This is a genomic window from Geothermobacter ehrlichii, assembly GCF_008124615.1.
In the GTDB taxonomy this organism is placed as follows: Bacteria; Desulfobacterota; Desulfuromonadia; order Desulfuromonadales; family Geothermobacteraceae; genus Geothermobacter; species Geothermobacter ehrlichii.
The window spans coordinates 1-24,311 of the sequence record NZ_VNIB01000008.1 but is presented as its reverse complement, the minus strand read 5'-3'; the positions used below and the strand labels follow the sequence as shown (position 1 = coordinate 24,311).

Genomic DNA, 24,311 nt, shown 5'->3' with positions numbered 1-24,311 from the left:
TACATGCAATTAAAAATATACTCATTATTTCTTGGTTATTTTTAAAGCTACCAAGCATGCTTTATTCACAAAAAAATTAAAGACATGGAATATAAAGAGATAAAAATTGATTTTCTATATGGTGAAAATTTTATAAGCTATGTTTGTCCATACGAAAAAATTGCTGCCATAAAAAGTACACCAGGGATATACAGTTGGCACATAAGAATTAAGAAAAAACATCAAATGCATCACCTGCTATCCCTATTCGGAAATATTTCAATCCAGGCAGAAGTAAAGTCTACACTTCGATTAAAATACCAAGGCGAACTAAAAAAACAAATAGGAAATATCAATACCAACTCATTAGATGACGTCACTTTATTCTCAGACTCTATTTTTAGCGTAAACTACCCTTTATATATAGGAATATCCACAAATTTAAACAAAAGGCTCACAACTCATAAACGTCAGTTTGAAAAACAGCTAGGGAAACTCAATCCAGATCTATCCACAGAAATACCCGCAGACTCTGATGTTGAATCAGAATATTTTGGCCTCAGACTAGCAAAAATCTGGCCCAAAAAATTGTCAACAGATTGCCTATTTGTTAAGTTCACTATTCCAAGGAAGTGCATTGACAACTGTATCAGCAGATCAATAAATTGCCACCAAGAGTGTATAAAAAAGGTAACTGAAGACCTTCTATATTGCGAAACATTCTTAAACACGATTTTCAATCCAGTATTTGGAAGGAGGTAATATGAAACTTGGAACATCTATTGAAAAAAAACTATTTCGGCTTTACGGAATTTTAGGTGAATTTACCGTTCTTCCAACATCTAAATGGAAAATATGTCACTTTAGTACTAAAGCGTCGGCAAACGATGCAAGTGACGGAGGAAACTCAAAGAGCCTTCTACAGGAACTTAAGCCAGTTAGAGAAAGGATATCTGCCGACAAAATAAAGGACATGTCCTCTCTCCTACAGAGAGATTTGAGTGATTTTAGAGTCGCCAACGACCTCATTCCCTATCTTCTAAGCAATCCAGTTGGTACTGGTTTTTTCCCCGGTATTTTGGTTGCACTCTCACCAAAGGGATTTTTGACAAACGGAAATGGAGGCAACATAAAATACCCAGAGAGAACAAACGAAGGGGAAAATGGTTTAAAATTGAACTACGGTGACTATTGGACTGTTGAACTTTTTGAAGATTCCAAAGGAAATAAGATTGCCCTAGGTCAGATAAGCATAGACAGCGACAATACAGATCTAATAGTACTTGACGGTCAACACAGGGCCAATGCCTTTCGATACCTAACTAACACCTTTGACGACGTTACTAGCCAAAAGTCAAGCGTATACAAACCTTTTTACAGCAATTGCCCAAAACCTCCGGAAAACTTCAAATCAGAACTGCCTGTTACATTAGTTTGGTTCGAGAGATGCGGAGAAGAAGAGGTGTCCCCTCTTACTATTTCAAGAAGACTTTTTGTTGATGTCAATACAAATGCAAAAAAAGTCAATGAAGCAAGAAACATATTACTTGACGATCACGATTTAAGTTCAATTTGCACATCGAGCTTTTATTCTCTGCTTTCGTCTAAATCATTTTCCAGCAAAGATCTTTCCTTACTGCAAAGCGGATTTGATTCTGATGGCGAAACTCTATCAAAAGTATATCTTTTTGATCCAGTGATTATCCATTATGCATGTTCAATGTTTGCCATTGGAAAAGACGAATTCAACATATTAACCCACAAAATAAGCAGGGATTCATATAAACAACAAAGCAACTTGAATAGGCTTGAAAAATTTTTTGACACCCTAGAGGAAAATGAAAAGCCAGATCTAAGCGAAAAATTCACCACATCAAACATACAAGATGCTCTAAACAAAACCATAAACAAAATTATTTACAATTTATTGTCAAAGTTTATTTTGTTTGAAAAACATATCAATGCAACCGAAGAGCTCAGAAAACATGTCTACAAAAGCTCTGCTGTCTTACAGGAAATATGGACTACAATATATTGTGGAGGAGAAGGGCTGTTTTCTAATTATATGTCTTTTGAGAAAGTTGGCGCAAACGCACCTGCCTCGGCTAAAACATACATAGACGGGATCAAAGAACTCGAAACAAAATTCATTGAGCTAAGAAAAGGGCTATTTCAAGAAGAAGTCCACAACTTAGTTGACAATGCTTATAATACTTTGACAACCAAAGCATCAATAACTGGAATGCTAATGGCCCTAAGCTATTTTTCTGAGAAAACCGGTTGGGGAAAAATAAAAACCGGGAACAAAGAAACAACGTCCGACAATCTTTTTGTGAATGCCCTAAACAAGCTTCCAGCTGAAAACTGGATTTTTATCTTAACAGACTTAAAAAAAGAAGCAATTGGCAGCGAGCTTAACCCTAAACTTTGGATACAGATGAGGAATCTATTTCTTAGGGTTGTTCAAAGCAATACAAAGAACAAATATTTTGATAACATTGATACCATTAGATACAGTCCAGACTTCATGGCGGTAAAACGTAAAGTCAAATCTAAAATAGATGGATTCAAGGCAACAAATCCAATGGAAGAACCTGGAGTAGATCTTGTAAAGACTTACATAAATGAATCGATCAATGAACTAAAGCGCACACTCCAAAAATGTGGCCTCAATCCGCTAAGTGATGATTTAATTGTAAAGGCCACAGAAAAAGCTTTTATCTCCGAGTCTGTCAAGAAAACAACTATCGAACAAAATGATAATGAAGACATCGACGAGGAAAACGACGACTAAGCCCATAAACGACCGCCAATAATCAACTCTTATTTATGACACGACAAGCACACTTTAGCCTGACCATATAAATCATCATTATCAATAGGCTCGGCGTTCGGCCTCAAAGGATTTATGGAACGCCGAGCCTTTATTTTTTCTAGTCTTTTACGGTGGTCCTCTTTGATTTGCTCAATCCTCTCGGGCCTTGACAGCTGCTCAAGCGATTCCCCCTCTGACCATGTAAAGGGCGAATCATGCTCTAGGGCGGTCTTTTCGTAGGACATGGCCTCTTCAAACGCTTCAGGATAGCGTTCAAGCAAACCTATCCACTCGATCTTTTGTTGATAAAAGCAAAAGGTGCAGCCACTTCTCGTTCGCCACTCATAATACGCGGGCAGACCTAAACCACTGACTTCCAAAATCTCATGCACCCCGGCCTTGTCGATGCCTTCCTCCTTAAAAGGCAATCTGATAATGAGGTTTTCATGCTTGGAATTGTAGGCCCCACGAAACTCTTCATCTGCCCTTATCGCCACATAGCTGTAGACCTTGTAGCCATCGTCTAGAAAAGGCTTTACCCATTGCTCAAAAGGCCTGAGCTTTAACTGCCTCGTACACCAGCGTGTCTGCGGCGAAGGGAGAAAATAATTGAACTGCTTCAGCCAATAATCAAAGTCCCGGTCGGGGTTCAGGTGCAAAATCGGTTTTCCCAACAGCCCCTCGAGGCGCCCCAAAAACTCGTAGACCTCGGGTAGCTCCTTTCCAGTGTCCGTAAAAAAATAGTCAATGTCCAACTCGGGGTAATTTTGCCGCATATATACAGCGAGAGCGGCGCTATCCTTCCCTCCGGAAATACCCAACACATGTTTCTCTTTCATGACGAACCAACTGCTTTCTTTTTCAGCAAAGATCTTGCCTCAATATATTTGGCTACAAATTCAGCAACTGCAGCCAATACGACATTTTCATCTTCATCCGCTGTCATTGCGGCATCGATCTTCGCAACGAGAGAATCAATCTTGGCCCTGTCCTCTTCTGAAACTTCGAAATCCTTTTGAAGAGGCTCGGGGCGGCCGTTCAGACCGACCATCACTGCCAATGATTGCCGCTTGTCTTTTCTCCCCTTGATCCGGGCAAAAGTCTCCATGCGGATAAACTGCTGCGCCAAAGCCACAATCTCAACTTTGGCACGGTCAATGTCAGCGTCAATCCAACTTCGTGGCGGCTTGTTAACAGCCAAACTAGCCAGCCCTTCAACGTCCGCTTCCGTTCCTTTAAACTTTGCTAGGCGCACAATAAAAGCTTCAAGCCGAAAATCCCCAGAAACATCTTTTATGTTTTCGGCTCTCTCCCTCAGATTTGCCAAGGTCTGGGGATAGAGATTGGGCACCTGCAACTCTGCGAGCATCAGGTCTCGAATCCGCGCAAGCTCTGTGGGATAGGCACTTAAGATTTCTTTCAATCCATTATGAATAAATTGGACAACCTCTTTTATGCCGTCTTCCTCAGCAGCGGAGATATTTTTTCCTAACAACCCTGGGATGTCATCGAACAGAAACTTGTTGGGATCGTTTGCCTTTTTGAACAAGTTCCTGATTCGTATGGCATCCTTCGAAAGCCGCATGGTCCTTTTGGCCCAAGGATGAACGCGGTCGTAAACAGCGATCAGCCCTCGCGCAACATCAATAGGCTCAAGATTTTCAAGGACATTGACGCTGTCCAAATCCCGCACAATGTCTGCCATCCCCGAAAGCAGTTTTTTGGACAGTTCCGACAAGTTCATATAACGAACCTGGATGGCCTGGGGATTTTTGGCCAGGATTTCAACATCGAGGTCCGTCAACCGGCTTTGAAAAATGCCCTCACGGTAAAAAGCGAGCTGACTTCTTCGGGTCAAAATATAGGCCACACCAAGAACCGGAAGCAGCCCGTCTTTGATGCCGTAAGGGGCATCTTTCCACAGATCAAAAACCTCATTCAGAGCGACAGATCGATTGGCGTTTGCTTTTAAATAGTCGTCTGCAGCCGTCCAGGCCGGCAAAAGGTGGCACTTGTCTCGAGCAGGTGTAGGGGGGTGAAAAACAGGAGGCTTGCCTTGGTAGAGCCCGCTTTCTTCAATGATTGACGCAAACAATCCCCCCTCAGCAGGGAAACCTTCGATCCCTAAACGTGGTTCACCTTCTTTGGTGACCATCAGCCGCAACAGATTGTTCTGGGCCGCAACAGCATTGCTCGAAGGTTTTATGCGGTTTAACAATTCGTTATGTATCCTGGGCGAAGCTTCAAACACCTCATCTGCGAGGTCGGACGCCAACACACTAAGCCCAGGGCGGCTGACCTCTTTTTTCCCAAAAGGGCCATACCAACATGCTTGGTCAAAGGCTTTATTCAGCTCGGCCTCGAGCTGAATCTGAGCCTCGGCCAAATTGGCCCTTATCTCTTTTCTAGCAACCGCATCACCTGAGAGCTCTGAGCTTTCCTCATAAACCTTCTTCAGCGCCAAGATCTCGGTAGCCAAGGCATTGATCGTCCAGGCCTGCTTGGAAACGCCTATAATCACAGGATAGTCATGTGGCTTGGCAGACACCTCGCCACAAAGGGCTTCCAACGTTTCTCTTGTTTCGTTCTCAGTAGCGACGAGAAGCACGAAACGCCCGAAAGCGCCTTTTTCCAATGGGCTGTCAATGCCCTTTGCCTTGAGCTGATTGGCGGGCAAAAGACTGACATCAAGCCACCTTAAAGCCCCTGTTTCATGGTAATGCCGCTTGGCCAATATCGGTTGAATACCAGCCAATTCTTTCAGTTCATCGAAATCAACCTCACCAATTTCGGAACGTGCACGGTTGATCGCCTCTTCGATATCAAAATCACTGCCGGCAAAAATTGCGTATGCCCCAAGGTGTTTCTTATAAATAACAAGAGACCATTTCCGAAGCTGTTCGAGAATGCGGTCGATTTCTGCCTCTGGCAGATCAAAGAAACAAGCCTTCAAAAGAGCGGGACTTGCCATCAATCCAGAGGTGCCCTTGAACATATCGATAAGGGCTATCGCCTTCAGGATCCGTGAATAATCACCCTTCGACACCTGCAGTTCACAACGGTCAACAGCCTCGGCTGCCAAGGCCCAGCGATGACCGTCGGGAGATGTCAAAATGGCCGACTCAAGGTTGTAGCGAAGGTAGTCCCAGAGCAGATCCGAGTCATACAGATCGTCCTCGGTAGCCCTCTCCAAAAAGTACCGAAACCCGGCAGGCTCTGCCGAGTTCAAGAAACCAAAAAGACTTCTTTGGTTTTGGCCAAACCGCCTGCGCGATATGGGGCCAAGCAAACAAGCCACGAGAGGATGCAGCGGCCAGCACGCCTCCAAAGTCTGGGCAAGACTTTCGGACACTCCCGGTCGGTTGCGGGCTATAATGTCAGCAACTTGTCTCGAAATCTCTTTGGTTGTCGACGTCTTTTGGGTTGATATGGCCCGGGACAACAGCTCTAACTGTTCTTCGCCAGCAACGTTGATGGGCAAATCGACAAACCGGCCCTGTATTTTCGACCACTCATCACGCATCTCTCGCGAGAGACGGTGGGCGTACTCACTGAAGGCTTGATGCAAAGCCCCAATGACTATCAGACGGTTATTGCTACGTGATGCTGTTTCTGCTAGCTGCTGAAAAAAATAGATGTCTTTATTTTGATTGGCCGCTGCTTCGAGAAATTTCCCCATCTCATCGATAAACACGATGAGTCCCCCACGGGTTGTCTTTTTCTCTTGGGCGATCTTGAAAAGCAACTCGATAATTTCACCGTCATTTAAATCCTGTTCCCCCGCAACTTTCCTCCCAAATTGATTTTTTATCGCCTCAAATATCACCCGTGCGGGATCATCACGGCGACCCACCACGGGCAAAACGTTCCATCCGTTTTTCTTGGGAGGGAGTGCCGCTAAAATTTCTTCCACATTCTCCTGGCCAACCGACGCCGCCACTGCCGCAACGGCCTGCGGCTTATTACTCAGCAAAGCCCCAAGCGCAACCAACAAACTCGACTTGCCACTCCCATAGGGACCTGTCCAGGTAAAAGCACACTGCCCCGTTTGCGAAACATGCCTCGCCATCCCAAGCAAGGCGTTGATTGAGGACTGGGGGCAAATAAAACCCTCCAAGGCTTCGGGCTTGCCAAGATCCATATCAATGCGAATGGCCCGCTGAAATCGTGGAGCAATCGAAACGATGCTCGCCAGGTTGCTTTTACCTTTGGTAGTCGTCATGGATATACCCCAGCCTCGTCGATTTCCCTCTTAGACCTCGTCCTGGATTTTTGATAATCGCTCGAATTCCAGAGGTCTCAGACCAACTTAAAACTCCATCCGAATAGATCTCAATTTTTGTCAACCTTTCCGCAAGGTCGTTTTCATCAAGAAGAAAGATGCGCCCTGGCGATCCAGGTTCGTAAGCAATGGCCTCAAAGGGGAGCTGGTTCAGATCCGCATAGCGAGACTCGGCCCAAAAATCAACCAGCGCATAGAGGAACACGCCATTACCCAACGTTGGCTTGCTTCCCCGCGCCAATCGAAACCCGTCCCGCTTGCCAGTCATCTTGATCAACCCAAGCTCGGCCAAAGGGCATTCCAGAGTGTCTTCAGGGGTGGTTTTGGCTGTCTCCGGCTTAGGAACGTAGCAACGCAATAAACACTCAACATCGCGCTTGACCGTAGCTGCGGAGACACGTCCCCATCCTTTCTCCTGTGCCAACTTCAAAAGAGCATCAACAAGGACGCTCCGCTCAAACTCTTCCGCGTGAAAATAATTGAACAGAAAGTGCCACGTCGTCTTACTGGAATGACGACAGAGTTGCCAATGAAGGACCCAAAGGGACGAGGGATTTTCCAAATAGGGATCGAGAGGGTCACCCAACGTATTTCCGAAGAGCCTTTCGCCCACCTCGCCAGGCAATAGCGTGCCGCTCGCATTTTCTTCAAGAACCCTTGTCGCCGTCGCCCAATGGCGCATGGATGCCACCATGTTTTTACCAACACCAAACCGAGCCACAGCATCATCCTCATTGAAGACGGACTTCTTTTCTTTTTTATTTCGACTAGTTACGACGGCATCGTAGGCTTTTTTCAGCCAACCATAGCGCAAAGGAAAGGTTTCATGCCCTGTAAAGTGGGGCCTATATTGGGTTGATAACAATTGTGTAACCGGCATATATTCCCTCCTGGAAACATGTTCCAGCTTGAAAATATCCTAACGCTTTTGTACTGTCAATTGTGTCTGGAAGGCCTTTCCAGGCGTACACCTCATTTGCGACAGAAAAAGTCACTACCATGAAAATTGGCAATTCGATTTATCTGGATTATCAAGCAACGACCCCGACAGACCCTAAGGTCTTAGCCGAGCTAACCCCCTACTATGCCGCTTCTTTTGGCAACCCACATTCGGCAGAGCACTGGTTCGGATGGCAAGCAGCAAAAGCCGTTGAAACTGCGAGACAGAGAATTGCTCAGCTTATTAACGCCGATAGCGACGAGATTGTTTTCACCTCGGGAGCAACAGAATCAAACAACCTCGCGCTCTTAGGCCTAGTCGAACATTACACTGGCCCTCGAAAAAAAATATTTATAAGCAGCATCGAACACAAAAGCATCTTGTCTATATGCCACAAATTAGAGAAAAAATTTTCGCTTGAAGTTGTAAAAATACCTGTTGACAACAACGGTTTTATAGACATTGAGTGGCTGAGCAACAATGCCAATGAAGATACATTTATTATCTCAATAATTGCTGTAAACAATGAAATTGGCACCGTACAAAACCTAGACGTAATCGGGAAAATTGCCAGAAAATCTGGTGCAATTTTTCATAGCGACGCTTCACAAGCTCCTCAAGCGATGGAGATTGACGTTCTACGAAGCGGTATCGATATCTTATCTCTCTCTTCTCATAAAATTTATGGCCCCAAAGGAATAGGAGCCATTTACATCAGCAGAGAATTACAAAAGCACATAGAACCAATTATTTATGGCGGGGGACAAGAAAACGGACTTAGGGGCGGAACCCTTCCTGCCCCCCTGTGCGTAGGGATGGGAATGGCCGCAAAACTCATCAAAGAACACTTCACATGTGAAAATCAGAGCATTGCCTCTCTTCGGAACCTGTTTTTTGAAATGCTCCAGGCCCGCATAAATGACATCAATCTAAACGGCCCCAGCTGGCCCCGACGGCACCCAGGGAACATCAATCTTTGTTTTCCCGGCATCAACGCCCAAGATCTCATCGCCGTTCTCCAACCCAGAATAGCTGCATCTTCAGGTTCAGCCTGCAGCAGCGGCATCGTAGAGCCATCTCACGTCTTAAGAGCAATCGGCTGCTCTCACGAGGAGGCCCAATCATCCATCCGGTTCAGCCTTGGCCGAATGAGTACTCGCCAAGAGGTCGAAGAAGCCGTTGAAATCATTGTCGACGGCGTCACAAAACTGAGAAGAAGCTGACAAACGGGAAATCCCAAACGCTACTTCCAAAGAGAAGACACCGCATCATCGCTGCCACCCGCCCTTTTTCCACACCACGATGCCTCTCCAGTCGAGAATACTGACGTAGAGCTCGTGTTCTCTGGCCAACAGGCGGGCTTTTTCAATGTACCCCAGGATTTGGTTCTCGACTTTGTAAAAGCCCGTTGCGAAATAGGGATTGCTCTGCTTGGTTCCGCCGAGGCCCTGGATGAATTCCTCCAGGACCGGGACGGTGGGGGTTTCGACAATGATGGTTCCCTCGGCGGGATCCACGCTCGGGTTGCCCATCTCGATACCGATCCAGCCGAAGTCTACCCTGGCCAGAATGTTGGCGGGGAGAAGGCCGGGCGAGTGCCACTTCAGACCGTATTCCCGGAGAATTTCGGCAACCTTGCGGTCTCTGGAGTCGCTCGAGGCCTCGAGCTGTTCCAGAACGGCGACGACCCGGCCTTCGAGAACGGGCCGCAGAAACCGCAGCAGCTCCCTGCCGCTGGTGCCGTACTGCTTGGGCGTGCCAAAGATCTTCAGCCACAGGTGCAGCAGAGACCGCAGCGCCTCTCCTTCCGGGCGCGGGTCGGCGTCAAGCCGGGAGGTCAGCACGTCCGGACAATGGCCCGTCTTGACGTCCCGGATTGCGGAATAACTGCTGCGTTCTTTGCGTGAAATGATGGGCCGGGCCTTTTCAAGAAGCTTTTTCGTCTGCCGGGAAAATTCTTCCGGCGACATGGGGGGCTGTTTTGCGATGGCCTCCATGACCTTTCGGGACATCTCCTCCGCCTCCCGGCTTCTGCCCCGCTTTTCCGGATGCTTCTGCCGGTCTTCTTTTGGGGGACGGTCGACCGGCTTCCCAACCTCCTGCGCGTCCTGACAGGACGCCTCACGCGCGGACTCCGGCGTTTTCTCTTCGACGCCGGCGTCATCCTTCGTGCCGCCCTTTTGCCGGGAGCGAAACGGAATCAAAACCCCCTTGCCGTCTTTGTTCTCGCTGTCCTTGCTCATGACCCCTCCTTCCCGCCGGCAGACAGTGTTTCGATGACGGCTGCCCGATCACCACCTCTTCGGTGGCCGGGATCTGCAATCGATATCACTGGACGACGAACCGGTCGCCGATATCCGCTTTCAGCCAGTGGCAGCGCTGCAAGCCCCGCCGACCCAGAAAATCGCGTCAACGACCATAGAGAACAAACTGACCATACCAGTTTTCGGAATCATCCTCCAGGCATCTGGAGACACCGCAAACCCTGGGGATGCCGGCACAGGAACAGGGCAACCGTGCCATCACGGTAAAAATTTTCTTGCCAATCCCCCTCTTTTGATTCACGATAGTGAATTGACACCTATCGATTATCAAGCTAAAAACAACAAAAAGCTTACTTTAGTGGACCAAAACTCTTAAAATCTCACAATATAGACCACTATTGTGAACCAACATGATCTGCCATATTGAAGCCTATCTCAACGGTCGCTGGCAGGTGGCCGCGACCTTCGAACCCTACCCGGCAACGGTTGAAAGGGGAGTCGAGGGGCCCTGCCGGCTGCAATACGATGTCGACTACGCTGTTACCAACCTCGACAATCCCCGGGCCGAAATTGTTCCCGGCCTGAAAGTCGGGTTCGAGCTGTTTCAGTTCGAAACCTGGCCAGCCTTTCTGGTCGACCTGCTCCCCTCGGGCGCCGGTCGGCGGGCCTGGCTGCAACGCCTGCAGGCACCCGGCGACGGCCCTCACCTGGATTGGCACATGCTGACCAAAGGTGCCGGCAATCCTCCCGGGCACCTCCGGATTGCCGAAGCGATCCTCCCTCCCCCTCCCGATCAGTTCAGGGCCGGGTTTACCAAGCTGGACATCCTCGAACAGCAGGAAAACTTTCTTGAATACGCCGCCGAACGGGGCGCCCATGTCGCTGGCGCATCGAGCGTACAGGGGGAGGCCCCCAAATACCTGCTGGTCGAAGACCTCAACGGCATGTTTCACGCGGAGGGCGCACTGCCCGACGAGCGTATCAGCAAGTTTTGGCTGGTGAAATTCCCCCGCGGCAAACGCTCGAATCCGCGCAACCGGAAGGTTCTGAAAAACGAGGCCCCCTATCTCGAGGTCGCCCGTCGCTTCGGCATTCGGACCGGCGCTCCCCTGGAATACCAGAACGACACCCTCTTTGTGCCACGGTTTGATCGTGCCGTTCAATCTGGCAGGGTCGTTCGCCACGGGATGCACAGCCTCTACGCCCTGGCCAATATCCCCGGGTTCGGAGCCGCCGTCCATCATGAAATCTACTGCCAGGCCCTAGCCAGGGCCGCCACCGATCCGGCCGCGGAATTACGGGAATATCTGCTCAGGGACATTCTGAACCTGGCACTGCGCAATACCGACAACCACGGCCGCAACAGCGCCATCTTGCGACAGGCCGACAAGATCGCCCTTTCTCCTGTCTTTGATTTCGCCCCGATGTTTCTCGATCCCGAGGGCATCAGCCGGGTCACCCGCTGGCAGGACGAAGTTCCCGGCAACCAGCCGGAGTGGGGCGCCATCGCGGAAAAACTCCGCTATGGCCTCGACCCGCAGGAAACCCGCGACTGGCTCTCGTCCCAGGCCGAAAAGGTTCGAACATTACCCGACATCATGCACGACTGCCGGGTCGATGACGACCTCATCGAACGGCTGGCCGGCTGGATCGGAGAGGTTGCCAGGGGACTTGACGCCGCCAGGGCCAGGACCGTGCAGGGAGGAACCCCATGAAACGACCCGAACTGAAGGAAATGACCAGGCTGAAAGAGACCCTCTACAGGGATCTGGCAACCGGCGCCATCGACATCCGGGAAGCCACCCGGAGAATGCGCCGAATCCTGGGCATGAGCCAGAAGGAATACGCCCGGAAAGTGGCCCGCATTTCCCCGCGCATTCTGGCTGAATTCGAAACCGGAACGGGCAACCCCACCCTGGCGACCCTGGAAAAGATTGCCGCCCCCTTCGGACTGAAAGTGACATTTCTGCCGCCGCCCTCCTGGCGGAACCCTGAAGAACACAGCTGACCTTGCGGGCAAACGCAAAAAGGCCCGCAGGATTTCTCCTGCGGGCCTGATCAATCTGGCTCCCCGAGCAAGACTCGAACTTGCGACAGGGTGGTTAACAGCCACCTGCTCTACCAACTGAGCTATCGGGGAACAAACTCCACCTTGGTGGAGCGAACGAATATATACACTGACAGAATGCCGGTGTCAAGCCAGAAAATGACCTCCGTCACCTCCGCCGGCCGGCAGGGCGCAACTCCTTGTTTATCCTCCCCTTTTCAGCTCGAGCAGAATCAGCTTGGCGACCGCCTTGACGGTTTCGAACACCCCCTCGCCGGTGGTGGCGCAGGCCTCGAAGTCGGGCACGCCCCTGGGGTTGAGCAGCCGGCGCAGTTCTTCCACCGGGGTGACGTTGGGCAGGTCGCGCTTGTTGTACTGGACGACGAAGGGCAGGTTCTCGAGCTTGTAGCCCTGCTCTTCGAGGTTTTCCTCGAGGTTGATCAGGCTTTCGATGTTGGCGTCGAGGCGCTCTTCCTGCGAATCGGCGACGAACACGACGCCGTCGACCCCCTTGAGGATCAGCTTGCGCGAGGCATCGTAAAAGACCTGTCCGGGCACGGTGTAGAGGTGAAAACGGGTCTTGAAGCCGCGGATCTCCCCCAGGGCCAGGGGCAGAAAGTCGAAGAAGAGGGTTCGCTCGGTTTCGGTCGCCAGCGAGATCATCTTGCCTTTGGCCGCTGGGTCGGTCTTCTGGTAGATGTACTGCAGGTTGGTGGTCTTGCCGCACAGTCCGGGCCCGTAGTAGACGATCTTGCAGTTGATCTCCCGCGATGCGTAGTTGATGAAGGACATGATCCGCTACCCCGTCACTTGAACAGGTTGTCGATGTCGTCGTCGGTGATTTCGGCGAAGGGACTCTGGGTCTGGCCCGCCCTTTCCAGCTGCTCGGTCTTGCGGCTCAGCGCCTCGAAAATCCGGGCCAGTTCGTCGCTGGCCTTCTTCACCCGCAGGCGGACCAGGCCCAGGGACGAGCGCTGGTCGAAGATGACGACCAGGATCACCCGCTGGGCGACGATGGAGATGTGGATATTGTCCTTCTCCCCTTCGTGGAAGAGGATGGAAAATTCCTTCTCGCCGATCAGCTTGGCCAGGCCGCCGGTGGCGGCGATGTTGCCGGCGGTCAGCGAAGCGAGGCTGGTGGTGTCAAGGTGCTCGGTCTCCCCCGTGGACGATATGAGCTGACCGTTCTTGTCAACCAGAAAGATGACCTTGGAGTTTGATTCCCTCAGCAGCTTGTCCAGCACGGTGTTGATCTGCTGAAGTTCCTCCTCGTACATGACAAAGGGAGAGGTATGGGTCCCGAACATGCGAAAGCTCCTTCGGCAGGTTTGCGCATCCGTCGTTATATAGCATCAAACCCCTGTACGGGCAAGGACTTTACCCGCCAGGGACCGCTTCCGAACCGGGATGGAACCGGTCGAAAAAAAAGATCCCCGGCGCTTGTGCGCCGGGGATCTCGGCCATTTGCATACCGGGCTTTCAGCTTACTCGCCCTTGCCGCAGTCAGCCTGCAGCGCCGCCAGCTTCTTATAGAGATCGTAGCGGTTGGCGGCGTCCCTGGCGCTTCGCTCCAGCAGGGCGTCGGCCTGCTCGGGGTTGGCCTTCTTCAGCACCCGGAAACGGTTCTGGTGGTTGGCGAACTCCTCGAAGCTGATCGAGGGATCCTTGCTGTCGAGCTGCAGCGGGTTCTTGCCCTGCTCGACCAGGCGCGGATCGTAGCGGAAGAGCGGCCAGTAGCCGGAGTTGACGGCCTCCTTGCAGTTGTCGACGGCGGTGGTCATGTTGATGCCGTGGGCGATGCAGTGGCTGTAGGCGATAATCAGCGACGGTCCGGGATAGGCGTCGGCCTCGAGGAAGGCCTTGACGCACTGCGCCGGGTTGGCCAGGGAGACCCGGGCGACATAGATGTTGCCGTAGGTCATGGCGATCATCGACAGGTCTTTCTTCGGCATCTGCTTGCCGCCGGCGGCGAACTGGGCGACAGCGCCCAGCGGCGTCGACTTGGAAGCCTGGCCGCCGGTGTTGGAGTAGACCTCGGTGTCGAGCACCAGGACGTTGACGTTGGCGCCGGAGGCGAGAACATGGTCCAGGCCGCCGTAGCCGATGTCGTAGGCCCAGCCGTCGCCACCGTGGATCCAGACCGACTTGGCCACCAGGTAGTCGATGTTGACCAGCAGCGGCCTGGCGGTTTCGTGGGTGCAGGCGCCGAGAATCTTGCTCAGCCCGGCCACCCGGCCCCGCTGGGCCTCGATCTCTTCCTGGCTGTCCTGGGCGCTGGCGAGGATTTCACGCTTCAGATCGGCCGTGCCTTCGCAGGCCTTGCAGCCGCACTCGATGTTCTTCTCGAGCAGCTCGCGGGCATAGGCCGTGGTCTTGTCGATGGCCAGCCGCATGCCGAAACCGAACTCGGCGTTGTCCTCGAACAGCGAGTTGCTCCAGGCCGGACCCAGGCCGTCCTTGCGCTTGGTCCAGGGCGTGGTCGGCAGGTTGCCGCCGTAGATGGAGGAGCAGCCAGTAGCGTTGGCCACCACCATCCGGTCGCCGAACAGCTGCGAACAGAGCTTGACGAAGGGGGTCTCGCCGCAGCCGGCGCAGGCGCCGGAGAATTCGAACATCGGCGGCAGCAGCTGGCTTCCCTTGAGGGAGGCGCGGTTGATCAGCGCCGGGTCGGTGTCGGGCAGACCGAGGAAGAACTCCCAGTTGACCCGCTCCTTCTCGCGCAGCGGGAACTGCGGCTCCATGTTGATCGCCTTGACGCCCTCTTCGGTCTTGCTCTTGGCCGGGCAGTTGTAGACGCAGGCGCCGCAGCCGGTGCAGTCCTCGACCGCCACCTGCAGGGTGAACATCTTGCCGTCCATGTCCTTACCCTTGGCCGGCACCGCCTTGAAGGCCTCGGGCGCGCCCTTCAGCTCGGACTGGTCATAGATCTTCATCCGGATGGTGGCATGCGGACAGACGAAGGAGCAGATGCCGCACTGGATGCAGAGATCTTCCTTCCAGACCGGCACGTTGACGGCGATGTTGCGCTTCTCGAAGGCCGCGGTGCCGGTGGGGAAGGTGCCGTCGGCCGGCATGGCCGACAGGGGGAGCTTGTGGCCGAGACCGTCGATGATCGGACCGAGGGTCTTGCGCACCATCTCCGGGGTGCCCTCCCACTTGCCGACCTGCATTTCGATGGTGCTGTCGGCACTGGCGGGCACCTCGACCTCGAAGACGTTCTCGAGAGCGATGTCGACCGCCTGCTTGTTCATGTTGACCACCTTCTCGCCGGCCTTGCCGTAGGACTTGACGATGGCGTCCTTGATCTCGCGCACCGCCTGCTCGAGCGGGATGATGCCGGAGATCTTGAAGAAGGCGGTCTGCATGATGACGTTGATGCGCGGACCGAGACCGATCTTCTCGCCCAGGTGCACGCCGTCGATGACGAAGAATCTGAGCTTCTTGTCGATGATCTGCTGCTGCACCTTCTTCGGCAGCTTGCTCCAGACCTCGTCCTTGCCGTAGGGGGCGTTGAGCAGGAAGGTGGCGCCCTCCTTGGCGTTTTTCAGCATGTCGTACTTCTCGAGGAAGGAGAAGTTGTGACAGGCGACGAAGTCGGCCTCGTTGTCGGAGATCAGGTAGGTCCCCTTGATCACCTCGTCACCGAAGCGCAGGTGACTGGTGGTCATGCTGCCGGCCTTCTTGGAATCGTAGACGAAGTAGGCCTGAACCTTGTAGTCGGTGCAGTCGCCGATAATCTTGATCGAGTTCTTGTTGGCGCCGACGGTGCCGTCGGAACCGAGACCGTAGAACATGGCGGCGTAGCCCTTGAACGGCACCTTGAAGTTCTCGTCGAAGGGCAGGCTCAGACCGAGCAGGTCGTCCTCAAAGCCGACGATGAAGTGATTCTTCGGCTTGTCGAGCAGCAGGTTGTCGAGCACCGCCTTGCACATGCCGGCGTTGAACTCGAAGGAGCCGAGACCGTAGCGGCCGCCGACGATGGTCGGATAGCCGGCAAAGGAGGTCATGCCGTCGACCATGCCCTCGCCGATGGCGGTACGGACGGCCTGGTAGAGGGGCTCGCCAATGGAGCCGGGCTCCTTGGTGCGGTCGAGAACGGCGATCTTCTTCACCGTCGACGGCAGCGCCTTGCAGAACTGCTCGACCGGGAAGGGCAGGAACATGCGCACCTTGACCAGACCGACCTTCTCGCCCTGGGAGTTGAGGTAGAGGACCAGCTCCTCCATCGCCTCGCAGCCGGAGCCCATCATCACCACCACCCGCTCGGCGTCGGCGGCGCCGACGTAGTCGACCAGGTTGTACTGGCGGCCGGTCAGCTTGGCGAACTTGTCCATCTGCGCCTGCATGATTCCGGGCACCTTCTGGTAATAGGGGTTGACCGACTCGCGGCCGTGGAAGTAGACATCGGGATTCTGGGCGGTTCCGCGCAGCACCGGATGGTCGGGAGAGAGCGCCCGGGCACGATGGGCGGCGACCAGCTCGTCATCGATCATGGCCCGCATGTCATCGTGGGTCAGTTCCTCGACCTTCTGCACCTCGTGCGAGGTGCGGAAACCGTCGAAGAAGTGCAGCACCGGCACCCGCGACTCGAGCGTGGCGGCCTGGGCGATGAGGGCGAAGTCCATGACCTCCTGCGGATTGTTCGAGCAGAGGAAGGTCCAGCCGGTGGAACGGCAGGCCATGACGTCGCTGTGGTCGCCGAAGATCGACAGCGCCTGGGCGGCGATGGCGCGGGCCGACACGTGAAAGACGGTCGGCGTCAGCTCGCCGGCGATCTTGAACATATTGGGGATCATCAGCAGCAGCCCCTGCGAGGCGGTAAAGGTAGTGGTCAGGGCCCCGGCCTGCAGCGAGCCGTGCACGGCACCGGCGGCACCGCCCTCGGACTGCATTTCGACCACCCTGGGTACCGTGCCCCAGATGTTCTTCTCGCCCCTGGCGCTCTTGGCGTCGGAGATTTCGCCCATCACCGACGAAGGGGTGATGGGATAGATGGCAATCACTTCGTTGGTGGCATGCGCAACGTGTGCCGCCGCCGTGTTGCCGTCAATACAGACCATCCTGCGTGACATATACGTCCTCCTTTTGGCTTGATGACTGGTTGTCAACCTGTCCTGTCCGTCACTCTCCCCAATGAGCGGCGGAGTTTCGAGCTGGTTCGCGACAGGAGCGTACGGTATGCAGTATACACCACAAGAGAAAAAAAACAGTCAGAGCTCGCGCCGCCCCTCCACCGCCCGATGAACGGTGGCGTCGTCGATGAATTCGAGATCGCTGCCGGTGGGTATCCCGTGCGCCAGCCGGGTCACCCGCAGGTTCAACGGTCGGATCTGCTCCGCCAGGTAGAGCGCCGTGGCGTCCCCCTCGACGGTGAAATTGGTGGCGATCAGCACCTCCTCCACCGCGCTCTTCCGCAGGCGGCGTATCAGCTCGCTGATACGAATATCATCCGGGCCAATACCGTCAAGGGGCGACAGCACTCCCTGCAGCACGTGATAGCGACCGCGGAACGACCGGCTGCGCTCGATGGCCAGCAGATCCTGCGGCTCTTCGACCACGCACAGAAGCCGCTCGTCCCGCGCCGGATCCCGGCAGATGGGACAGGGATCGACCTCGGTCATGTGGAAGCAGACCGAGCAAAACCCGATATTTCTGTGCAGGTCGAGAACGGCCTCCGCCAGGGCCTCCGCATCCGCTTGCGGACGTGACAGAAGCGAGAAAGCCAACCGGGTTGCCGTCTTCTTGCCGACACCGGGAAACTTGGCCAGTTCGGCGACCAGCCGGGCGAAAGACGGGATGGAGTCTAGCATGAGATTTCGCAAAAATCCAACAATATGGAACGCCGTTTTATTTTTATAGGATCACCAAAAAAACTTTACAACGACCTTAAAAGCCGCCGGTAAATTGGTCAGGCCAGCCCAGTTGTAATACCACGGTTTCGCACCAGGAATCAAGGTTTTATCGTCACTTTCGTCGGCACCAAAAGACGCTTTGGCCCTCCCAAACAGCAACGCCTCCCGCGAAGGGAGGCGTTGGCAAAGCCGGTTCAGAACATTCCGGGGATGTTGAGCCCGCCGGTCAGCTTGCCCATCTCTTCCTGCATCATCTCCTGGCTCTTCTTCAGCGCCTCGTTGACCGCCGCCAGCACCAGATCCTGCAGCATCTCGACATCCTCGGCGTCGACGACGCCGGGGTCGATCGTCAGCGACAGCAGCTGCTGGCGGCCGTTGACCACCGCCGTCACCATGCCGCCGCCCGCCGAGGCCTCGACCTCGCGTTCGGCCAGCTCCTCCTGCAGGCGCATCATCTTCTTCTGCATCAGCTGCGCCTGCTTCATGATGTTGCCCAGTCCTTTTGCCATTTTCTTCCTCCGCATGCCCTTGCGGGCGATTGATGTCGGTTCAGACGAACTCCTTGTCGATGGGGCGCACGTCAAGCACCTCGGCCCCGAATATCTCCCGCGCCGAGCGGATGAGGGGATGCCCGAGGGCGTCCTCCCGCAGCCGCCGCCTGCGATCCGACTCCTGCCGCCGCCTCTCCTCGGCCAGCGAGGGCGGCGCCGGCTCCCGGTCGGGCTCGATACCCCGGACCCTGAGATTCACCGGGCAGCCGAAATAGTCGGAGGCCAGCCGGGCCACGTCCTGCTGCATGTCGCGGTCGCCGAGCTGAACCAGTTCGAAGGAGCCTTTCGGCAGGCCGATCTCGATCTCCGGCGGTTCCAGCCTGAGGGGACTCGCCTTTTCCAGGATGGCGGCCAGCAGGGGACGAGTGCCTCGGACCTGTTCGATCAGCCCCGGCCACCCGCCCGACGCGGGCATCGGGGCGACCGGGGCCTCAGCCTTTTTTGCAGCCGGCTCCTGTCGGTCGCGTGAAGGGGGCGGTGAAGCCGGGCGGGGCACGCCGCCGGCCGGGCCGGACGCCACCATCCCCGCCAGCCGTTTTTCCAGGTCGGTCAGCTTGCGCAGCAGGGTGCCGACATCCTCGGCCGGCGGCAGCAGCGCCAGGCGCAGCAGGGAACTTTCCACCGCCAGGTACTGCATCGAGGCGGCGGCCACCTCCGGCTCCAGCCTGAGCAGCGCGCCCTGCAGCCGCTGCAGATCCTCGAGGCTGGTCTGCCCGGCCAGCGCCTTCAGCTCGTCCAGTTCTTCCGGCGTGACGTCGAGAGCCTCTTCGGGGTCATCGAGAATGCGGCAGAACACCAGCGACCGGCAGGCCTCGGCCAGATCGCGGCAGTACTGGCGGAAGGAGTAGCCGAGATGGTCGACCCGGCGCACCAGGTCGAGCAGCCGCGGGCAGTCACGCTGGATCAGCCCCTCAAGGGTTTCGAACAGCAGCCGGCGGTCGATGAATCCGAGCAGGCCGCGCACGTCTTCGTCGGGTACCCGGTCGCCGCAAAAGGCAATGACCTGGTCGAGGGCCGACAGCGCGTCGCGCATGCTCCCCTCACCCCGCCGGGCGATCATGGCCAGGGCGCCGTCGCTGATGTCGATCCCTTCGGCGTCGACGATCTGCCGCAGCCGATCGACGACCCGCTTCAGGGGAATCTTGCGAAAATCGAACCGCTGGCAACGCGACAGGATGGTGATCGGAATCTTGTGCGGCTCGGTGGTGGCGAGAATGAACTTGGCATGCTCCGGCGGTTCCTCCAGCGTCTTGAGCAGGGCGTTGAAGGCATTGATGGAGAGCATGTGCACTTCATCGATGATGAAGATCTTGAACCGCGACTTCGAGGGCAGATAGCGGATATTGTCCCGCAGGTCGCGGATGTCGTCGACGCCGGTATTGGAGGCGCCGTCGATCTCGAGAACGTCGGTGCCGTTCCCCTCGGCGATCTCGAGGCAGGAAGAGCACTGGTTGCACGGCTCGGCGGTGACGCCGGTTTCACAGTTGAGGGCCTTGGCGAAGATGCGGGCCGCCGAGGTCTTGCCCACCCCGCGGGCGCCGGTGAAGAGAAAGGCGTGGTGCACCCGGCCGGAGCGGATGGCGTTGGCGAGGGTCTGGCTGACGTGTTCCTGGCCGATCAGGTCGGCGAAGGATTGCGGGCGCCACTTGCGGGCCAGGACCAGATAGGACATGCGGTTTCTCCGTGCAGAATCCGGCTGGACATTGCCGGCACAAGTGACAGCCAGGCACCCCCGCGGCACACGGGGAAAGTTGCTACCGCTGCTCCCTTCCGGGCCTGACGGGGTTCACAACCGCCCGTTGCGCGGGACCCGGCTGTCACTTCTGACGGCAAGGCCGGCCGCCACGAAGAGGGCAAGCAGGAAGGGTCGAAATCAAGGGACGGCCCCCTTCGACGCCTGACCTGGATGCAGGAATCGGCGAGTTCCCTTGCCGGAACCCGCTCTGTATCTACTTAGAACTGGCGGAGAGGGAGGGATTCGCCCACTTCGTTGCCGCCATCACGGCGGCTCCTGCGTCGGCTCCCCTCCGCTCGCTGCCGCGGCCATCACTGGCCGCTCTTCGTCCACTGGACGCGCTCGCTGCGCTTCGAATCCCTCCCCGGGACTCGCGTTGCTGATTGAACTGGCGGAGAGGGAGGGATTCGAACCCTCGGTACCTTTCGGTACACACGATTTCCAGTCGTGCACCTTCGGCCGCTCGGTCACCTCTCCGCAGGTTGCGTAGCATACACGATGGCCCTGTGGCTGTAAAGGCTTTTGCCGGCGCGAGTCAAGCAGTCCGGCCGGCGGCGGAAATCAGTGAAAAAGGCGGGGCGCGTACTCGACTTCCAGTGACAGCTCGGACAGGTCATCCTTGAGGCCACGACGCGGAATCCGCAGTCGTTCGCGGTGCTCCTCGAGGTAGCGGGACATCTCGTCGGCCGGCATCGGCCGGGCGAAAAAGTAGCCCTGCATCTCCCGGCATCCCTTCGCCTTGAGAAACTTGAGCTGCTGCGCCGTTTCCACCCCCTCGGCGATGACGTCCAGCTCCAGGCTGCCGGCCATGGCGATGATCGCCTCGACGATGGCGGCGTCATCCCGGCTGCTGGTCACCTCGCGGACAAAGGACTGGTCGATCTTGATCCGGTCGATGGGGAAGTGCTTCAGGTAGTTGAGAGAGCTGTAACCGGTGCCGAAGTCGTCGATGGCCAGCTCGACGCCACGCACCTTGAGAAACTCCAGGATCCGGCTGGTCGACCGGGCATCTTCCATCAGGTAGGTTTCGGTCAGCTCCAGCTCCAGGTAGCAGGGATCGAGGCCCGTCTCGGCGAGGATGCGGTCGATCATCTCCACCAGGTCGGGCTGGCGGAACTGGCGGCCGGAGATGTTGACCCCCACCCGCACCGGAGGATAACCCTGGTCCTGCCAGGCCCTGACCTGGGCGCAGGCCGTCCGGAGCACCCATTCGCCGAGGGGACGGATCAGGCCGGTATCCTCGGCCACCGGGATGAAACGGCCGGGAGAGATGAGGCCGTCCTGCGGATGCCTCCAGCGGATCAGCGCCTCGACCCCGATCAGCGTGCGACTGTGCATGTCCCACTGCGGCTGGTAGTAGAGTTCGAACTGCTCCTCCTCGATGGCCCGGCGCAGCTTGTGCTCCAGCGCATTGCGGTCGAGCGCGTTGCGGTTCATCTCTTCGGAGAAGAACTGGAAATTGCCCCGCCCCTTCTCCTTGGCCTCGTACATGGCCATGTCGGCATGTTTGAGCAGGCTGTCGGCGTCGGCTGCGTCGTAGGGAAACATGGAGATGCCGACGCTGGTCGAAGTAAAGACTTCCTTGCCGTTCAGCTCGAACGGCTCGCTCAGCAGCCGCAGCACCTTTTCGGCGACAATGGCCGGGTCGCGTTCGTTCTTCACCGCGGTGAGCAGGATCACGAACTCGTCCCCTCCGAGCCGGGCGACGGTATCGCTCTGGCGAACGCAGGAGTTGAGCTTGGCGGCCACCATCTGCAGCAGGATGTCGCCGGCATCGTGCCCCAGGGTGTCATTGACATCCTTGAAGCGGTCGAGATCGAGAAAGAGCAGCGCCAGGGCCCGCTTGTGCCGCCGGGCCTGGGCCAGGGCCTGCTGCAGCCTGTCCCGCAACAGGCTGCGGTTGGGCAGGCCGGTGAGAATGTCGTGGTAGGCCAGCTTGCGGATTTCCTGTTCCGCTTCCTTGCGCTCGGTGATGTCGCGAATGGAGCCAACCAGCTTCAGCGGCTTGCCCTTTTCGTCGCGCACCAGGCTGGCGTTGATCGAACAGGCGATGACCCGGCCGCGCCGTTGCCGGAGATTGATCTCGAAATCCTTCAGGCGTTCTTCCTGCAGCAGGGCCTTGCGGATTTCCGCCGCCTGGTTCGGATCGTCGCACAGCATGCCGAAAGGCATGCCGATCAGCTGGTCGCGCCGAAAACCGAGCGCCCTTTCGACCGACGGACTGACCTCGATGATCAGCCCGCCCATGCTCGACTCGAAGTAAACGTCCTGGATGTTGCTGAAAATCCGCCGGTAGCGCTCTTCGTTTTCCCGCAGAGCCTCCTCCGCCAGCCGCTTGGCGGTCACGTCGCGCAGGGTTCCGGCGACGCCCGTGATCCCCTTCCCCACCCGGCCGAAGGGACGGGCGACCATCTCCACCCAGCGGTAGCTGCCGGTGGCCGTCTTCAGCCGCAGGTCGGTCTTGATGCAGGGCACCTCGCCGACCAGGACCGTCTCGAGCAGGCTCTGCGCCCTGGCGGTATCGGGGGGATAGACGCTGTCGCGGAACGGCGAACCGAGGCTGGCGGCGACGGGAAATCCGGTCACTTCTTCCCAGGCCGGATTGAGATAGATCCAGACCCCATCGCCGTCGATCTGGTAGAAGACGTCACTGGCCGCCTCGACCAGCAGGCGGTAACGGTCCTGTTCCTCGTCCCGGGCAGACATGGACGCCCCGGGCCCGGACGAAGTCCCGAAATCTGCCTCCACCATCTCACCAGTCGACGATATCTGCAAATGCGGGTTCACCAACAAATCCTCGAGAGTGCCAGATGCCAGCCTATCGGTCGCCTGCCCATGCAGGCTCACATTCATCTTATCGACCGGCCGGCGTCACCGCTTTAACCAAAATGACATCCCGCCAAATCCCGCGCTTACCCGCTGATGCCATATCCTGCCGGCAACCCACACATTCGGCACCAGATTTCGTTTCCAAGCGCACCAAGAGCGTACCACGTCACATAAAAAAGTCAGGCCGGGTTGCATACGCAACCCGGCTGAAGTCCGGAAAGCATCTTACTGGTGGATGATCGATTACAACGAGCAGCGTCCTCACGATTCCCTGGGGGATCTGACGCCTGCCGAATACATGTCAAAGAACGCTGAAAACTCTACTTTTCAACTGTCTGCTTGATGGGGAAGCTTACGTGATTACCGCGGCGATTCCCTTTTGATGTTATAGACGGACCGGCCTTCGGCGAGGATATTATCCGGAGCTCCATCAGGATAAACTACAGTATGGGCATTACCCACCCTGTTGCCAACAAATCTCACGCGCGACTCTGCAACCAAATCACTGTCAAATGCAGGTCTCAGATAATCCACCCTCATGTCTATGGTAGAAATCTTGTCGTTAAAATTGCACATGGACCAGACTGCAAATCCACCGCAAGTGACGATAAGTGTCGATAGAACACCGCCATGAAGTGTACTTCTCATGCTGTCGCCAACAAGTTCCTCTCGAAAGGGGACGTAAAGGGTGCATACCCCTTCCCCCAAAAAACGCACTTTAACGCCGAGGAGCCGATGAAAAGGAATCTGTTCCTCAATTATGGCACGAAAATATGTAAAGTCCTTTGTCGTCAAAGAATGCTCCATTTGTTTAATTAGCAGATCAACCTAATATCGCCTTATTCATTTACTTTGCCTCCGGTTTGGTCTTGCCGGAATGGCGTTATGTTATCCCTGTAACCGCTCCGTCAGCGCCGGCACGAACTGCTTGACGTCCGCCACCACCAGAACGTCCGCCACCTCGCCGATCGGCGCTTCAGGGTCGGTGTTGATCGCCAGGATGAAGTCCGATTTCTT

Annotated in this window: 17 protein-coding genes, 2 tRNA genes, 1 other RNA gene and 2 pseudogenes; 6 read left to right on the top strand and 16 right to left on the bottom strand. The window is 55.6% G+C overall.

Features of this window, described 5'->3' with window-relative positions; all coding sequences use genetic code 11:
• Nucleotides 1-84 precede the first annotated feature (84 nt).
• A complete protein-coding gene (locus tag EDC39_RS09570) occupies nucleotides 85-741 on the top strand; it encodes a hypothetical protein (RefSeq protein WP_148896160.1) in 657 nt (218 codons plus the stop codon).
• A 1-nt stretch (nucleotide 742) separates the two neighbouring features.
• Nucleotides 743-2,773 carry a ParB N-terminal domain-containing protein gene (locus tag EDC39_RS09565; RefSeq protein WP_148896159.1) on the top strand — a complete coding sequence of 677 codons (2,031 nt, stop codon included), beginning with the start codon at nucleotides 743-745 and terminating at the stop codon, nucleotides 2,771-2,773.
• Between the two features lie 29 nt (nucleotides 2,774-2,802).
• On the opposite strand, the gene EDC39_RS09560 is transcribed toward EDC39_RS09565, so the two are convergent.
• Genes EDC39_RS09560 through EDC39_RS09550 form a run of 3 tightly spaced genes read right to left on the bottom strand, consistent with a single transcriptional unit; the run spans nucleotide 2,803 to nucleotide 7,956 of the window.
• Nucleotides 2,803-3,633 (bottom strand): phosphoadenosine phosphosulfate reductase family protein, encoded by an 831-nt coding sequence (locus EDC39_RS09560; protein WP_148896158.1) that lies wholly within the window; start codon nucleotides 3,631-3,633, stop codon nucleotides 2,803-2,805.
• Nucleotides 3,630-7,016 (bottom strand): ATP-binding protein, encoded by a 3,387-nt coding sequence (locus EDC39_RS09555; protein WP_148896157.1) that lies wholly within the window; start codon nucleotides 7,014-7,016, stop codon nucleotides 3,630-3,632. The genes EDC39_RS09560 and EDC39_RS09555 overlap by 4 nt, the downstream gene beginning before the upstream one ends.
• Nucleotides 6,997-7,956, bottom strand: coding sequence for a DUF4007 family protein (locus EDC39_RS09550; protein WP_148896156.1), 960 nt, complete (start codon nucleotides 7,954-7,956; stop codon nucleotides 6,997-6,999). The genes EDC39_RS09555 and EDC39_RS09550 overlap by 20 nt, the downstream gene beginning before the upstream one ends.
• A gap of 119 nt (nucleotides 7,957-8,075) precedes the next feature.
• Between EDC39_RS09550 and EDC39_RS09545 the strand changes: the two genes are divergently transcribed.
• Nucleotides 8,076-9,239 carry a cysteine desulfurase family protein gene (locus tag EDC39_RS09545; protein WP_148896155.1) on the top strand — a complete coding sequence of 388 codons (1,164 nt, stop codon included), beginning with the start codon at nucleotides 8,076-8,078 and terminating at the stop codon, nucleotides 9,237-9,239.
• Nucleotides 9,240-9,284: 45 nt separating this feature from the next.
• Here EDC39_RS09545 and EDC39_RS09540 read toward each other — a convergent pair whose 3' ends face one another.
• Entirely contained in the window at nucleotides 9,285-10,259 is a 975-nt protein-coding gene (locus EDC39_RS09540; protein WP_148896154.1) for a hypothetical protein, read from the bottom strand.
• Between the two features lie 431 nt (nucleotides 10,260-10,690).
• Here EDC39_RS09540 and EDC39_RS09530 point away from each other — a divergent pair, with 431 nt between their 5' ends.
• Nucleotides 10,691-11,995 carry a type II toxin-antitoxin system HipA family toxin gene (locus EDC39_RS09530; RefSeq protein ID WP_148896152.1) on the top strand — a complete coding sequence of 435 codons (1,305 nt, stop codon included), beginning with the start codon at nucleotides 10,691-10,693 and terminating at the stop codon, nucleotides 11,993-11,995.
• Nucleotides 11,992-12,288 (top strand): helix-turn-helix domain-containing protein, encoded by a 297-nt coding sequence (locus EDC39_RS09525; RefSeq protein WP_148896151.1) that lies wholly within the window; start codon nucleotides 11,992-11,994, stop codon nucleotides 12,286-12,288. The genes EDC39_RS09530 and EDC39_RS09525 overlap by 4 nt, the downstream gene beginning before the upstream one ends.
• A gap of 56 nt (nucleotides 12,289-12,344) precedes the next feature.
• Here the strand turns inward: EDC39_RS09525 and EDC39_RS09520 are convergent.
• From EDC39_RS09520 to EDC39_RS09475, 10 genes are all read right to left on the bottom strand, one after another.
• Nucleotides 12,345-12,420, bottom strand: a tRNA-Asn gene (locus EDC39_RS09520).
• Between the two features lie 111 nt (nucleotides 12,421-12,531).
• Nucleotides 12,532-13,119, bottom strand: a complete 588-nt coding sequence (locus EDC39_RS09515; RefSeq protein ID WP_148896150.1) for a GTP-binding protein — start codon at nucleotides 13,117-13,119, stop codon at nucleotides 12,532-12,534.
• 14 nt (nucleotides 13,120-13,133) lie between these two features.
• Nucleotides 13,134-13,634 (bottom strand): roadblock/LC7 domain-containing protein, encoded by a 501-nt coding sequence (locus tag EDC39_RS09510; protein ID WP_148896149.1) that lies wholly within the window; start codon nucleotides 13,632-13,634, stop codon nucleotides 13,134-13,136.
• A 177-nt stretch (nucleotides 13,635-13,811) separates the two neighbouring features.
• Nucleotides 13,812-17,399 (bottom strand): pyruvate:ferredoxin (flavodoxin) oxidoreductase, encoded by a 3,588-nt coding sequence (gene nifJ, locus EDC39_RS09505; protein WP_148896148.1) that lies wholly within the window; start codon nucleotides 17,397-17,399, stop codon nucleotides 13,812-13,814.
• A 138-nt stretch (nucleotides 17,400-17,537) separates the two neighbouring features.
• Nucleotides 17,538-18,137 (bottom strand): recombination mediator RecR, encoded by a 600-nt coding sequence (recR, locus tag EDC39_RS09500; RefSeq protein ID WP_148896147.1) that lies wholly within the window; start codon nucleotides 18,135-18,137, stop codon nucleotides 17,538-17,540.
• Between the two features lie 236 nt (nucleotides 18,138-18,373).
• The gene (locus EDC39_RS09495) at nucleotides 18,374-18,688 is read right to left on the bottom strand and encodes a YbaB/EbfC family nucleoid-associated protein (protein WP_222862861.1); all 315 of its coding nucleotides are present in this window, start codon (nucleotides 18,686-18,688) and stop codon (nucleotides 18,374-18,376) included.
• Nucleotides 18,689-18,728: 40 nt separating this feature from the next.
• Entirely contained in the window at nucleotides 18,729-20,402 is a 1,674-nt protein-coding gene (gene dnaX, locus EDC39_RS09490; protein WP_148896145.1) for a DNA polymerase III subunit gamma/tau, read from the bottom strand.
• Nucleotides 20,403-20,447: 45 nt separating this feature from the next.
• An RNA gene (gene ffs / locus EDC39_RS09485) (signal recognition particle sRNA small type) lies at nucleotides 20,448-20,546 on the bottom strand.
• Nucleotides 20,547-20,854: 308 nt separating this feature from the next.
• Nucleotides 20,855-20,942 (bottom strand) — tRNA-Ser (locus EDC39_RS09480).
• An 84-nt stretch (nucleotides 20,943-21,026) separates the two neighbouring features.
• Nucleotides 21,027-23,171, bottom strand: coding sequence for a putative bifunctional diguanylate cyclase/phosphodiesterase (locus tag EDC39_RS09475; protein ID WP_187426734.1), 2,145 nt, complete (start codon nucleotides 23,169-23,171; stop codon nucleotides 21,027-21,029).
• Between the two features lie 331 nt (nucleotides 23,172-23,502).
• Between EDC39_RS09475 and EDC39_RS15845 the strand changes: the two are divergent.
• A pseudogene (locus EDC39_RS15845) lies at nucleotides 23,503-23,637 on the top strand (integrase core domain-containing protein); the annotation flags it as partial.
• 17 nt (nucleotides 23,638-23,654) lie between these two features.
• Here EDC39_RS15845 and EDC39_RS15840 read toward each other — a convergent pair.
• Both EDC39_RS15840 and EDC39_RS15835 read right to left on the bottom strand, forming a co-directional pair.
• Nucleotides 23,655-24,101, bottom strand: a complete 447-nt coding sequence (locus EDC39_RS15840) for a hotdog fold thioesterase (protein ID WP_148896143.1) — start codon at nucleotides 24,099-24,101, stop codon at nucleotides 23,655-23,657.
• An 81-nt stretch (nucleotides 24,102-24,182) separates the two neighbouring features.
• Nucleotides 24,183-24,311 (bottom strand): annotated as a pseudogene (locus EDC39_RS15835) (electron transfer flavoprotein subunit alpha/FixB family protein); the annotation flags it as partial.

Bases quoted from the DNA above. Each gene is read 5' to 3' on its own strand.
- EDC39_RS09540 (WP_148896154.1), bottom strand. From the start codon at position 10,259: ATGAGCAAGGACAGCGAGAACAAAGACGGCAAGGGGGTTTTGATTCCG.
- EDC39_RS09550 (WP_148896156.1), bottom strand. From the start codon at position 7,956: ATGCCGGTTACACAATTGTTATCAACCCAATATAGGCCCCACTTTACA.
- EDC39_RS09560 (WP_148896158.1), bottom strand. From the start codon at position 3,633: ATGAAAGAGAAACATGTGTTGGGTATTTCCGGAGGGAAGGATAGCGCC.
- EDC39_RS09495 (WP_222862861.1), bottom strand. From the start codon at position 18,688: ATGGCAAAAGGACTGGGCAACATCATGAAGCAGGCGCAGCTGATGCAG.
- EDC39_RS09475 (WP_187426734.1), bottom strand. From the start codon at position 23,171: ATGTCTGCCCGGGACGAGGAACAGGACCGTTACCGCCTGCTGGTCGAG.
- EDC39_RS09565 (WP_148896159.1), top strand. From the start codon at position 743: ATGAAACTTGGAACATCTATTGAAAAAAAACTATTTCGGCTTTACGGA.
- EDC39_RS09525 (WP_148896151.1), top strand. From the start codon at position 11,992: ATGAAACGACCCGAACTGAAGGAAATGACCAGGCTGAAAGAGACCCTC.
- EDC39_RS09570 (WP_148896160.1), top strand. From the start codon at position 85: ATGGAATATAAAGAGATAAAAATTGATTTTCTATATGGTGAAAATTTT.
- EDC39_RS09555 (WP_148896157.1), bottom strand. From the start codon at position 7,016: ATGACGACTACCAAAGGTAAAAGCAACCTGGCGAGCATCGTTTCGATT.
- EDC39_RS09545 (WP_148896155.1), top strand. From the start codon at position 8,076: ATGAAAATTGGCAATTCGATTTATCTGGATTATCAAGCAACGACCCCG.
- EDC39_RS09515 (WP_148896150.1), bottom strand. From the start codon at position 13,119: ATGTCCTTCATCAACTACGCATCGCGGGAGATCAACTGCAAGATCGTC.
- EDC39_RS09510 (WP_148896149.1), bottom strand. From the start codon at position 13,634: ATGTTCGGGACCCATACCTCTCCCTTTGTCATGTACGAGGAGGAACTT.
- recR (WP_148896147.1), bottom strand. From the start codon at position 18,137: ATGCTAGACTCCATCCCGTCTTTCGCCCGGCTGGTCGCCGAACTGGCC.
- nifJ (WP_148896148.1), bottom strand. From the start codon at position 17,399: ATGTCACGCAGGATGGTCTGTATTGACGGCAACACGGCGGCGGCACAC.
- dnaX (WP_148896145.1), bottom strand. From the start codon at position 20,402: ATGTCCTATCTGGTCCTGGCCCGCAAGTGGCGCCCGCAATCCTTCGCC.
- EDC39_RS15840 (WP_148896143.1), bottom strand. From the start codon at position 24,101: ATGGAGCATTCTTTGACGACAAAGGACTTTACATATTTTCGTGCCATA.
- EDC39_RS09530 (WP_148896152.1), top strand. From the start codon at position 10,691: ATGATCTGCCATATTGAAGCCTATCTCAACGGTCGCTGGCAGGTGGCC.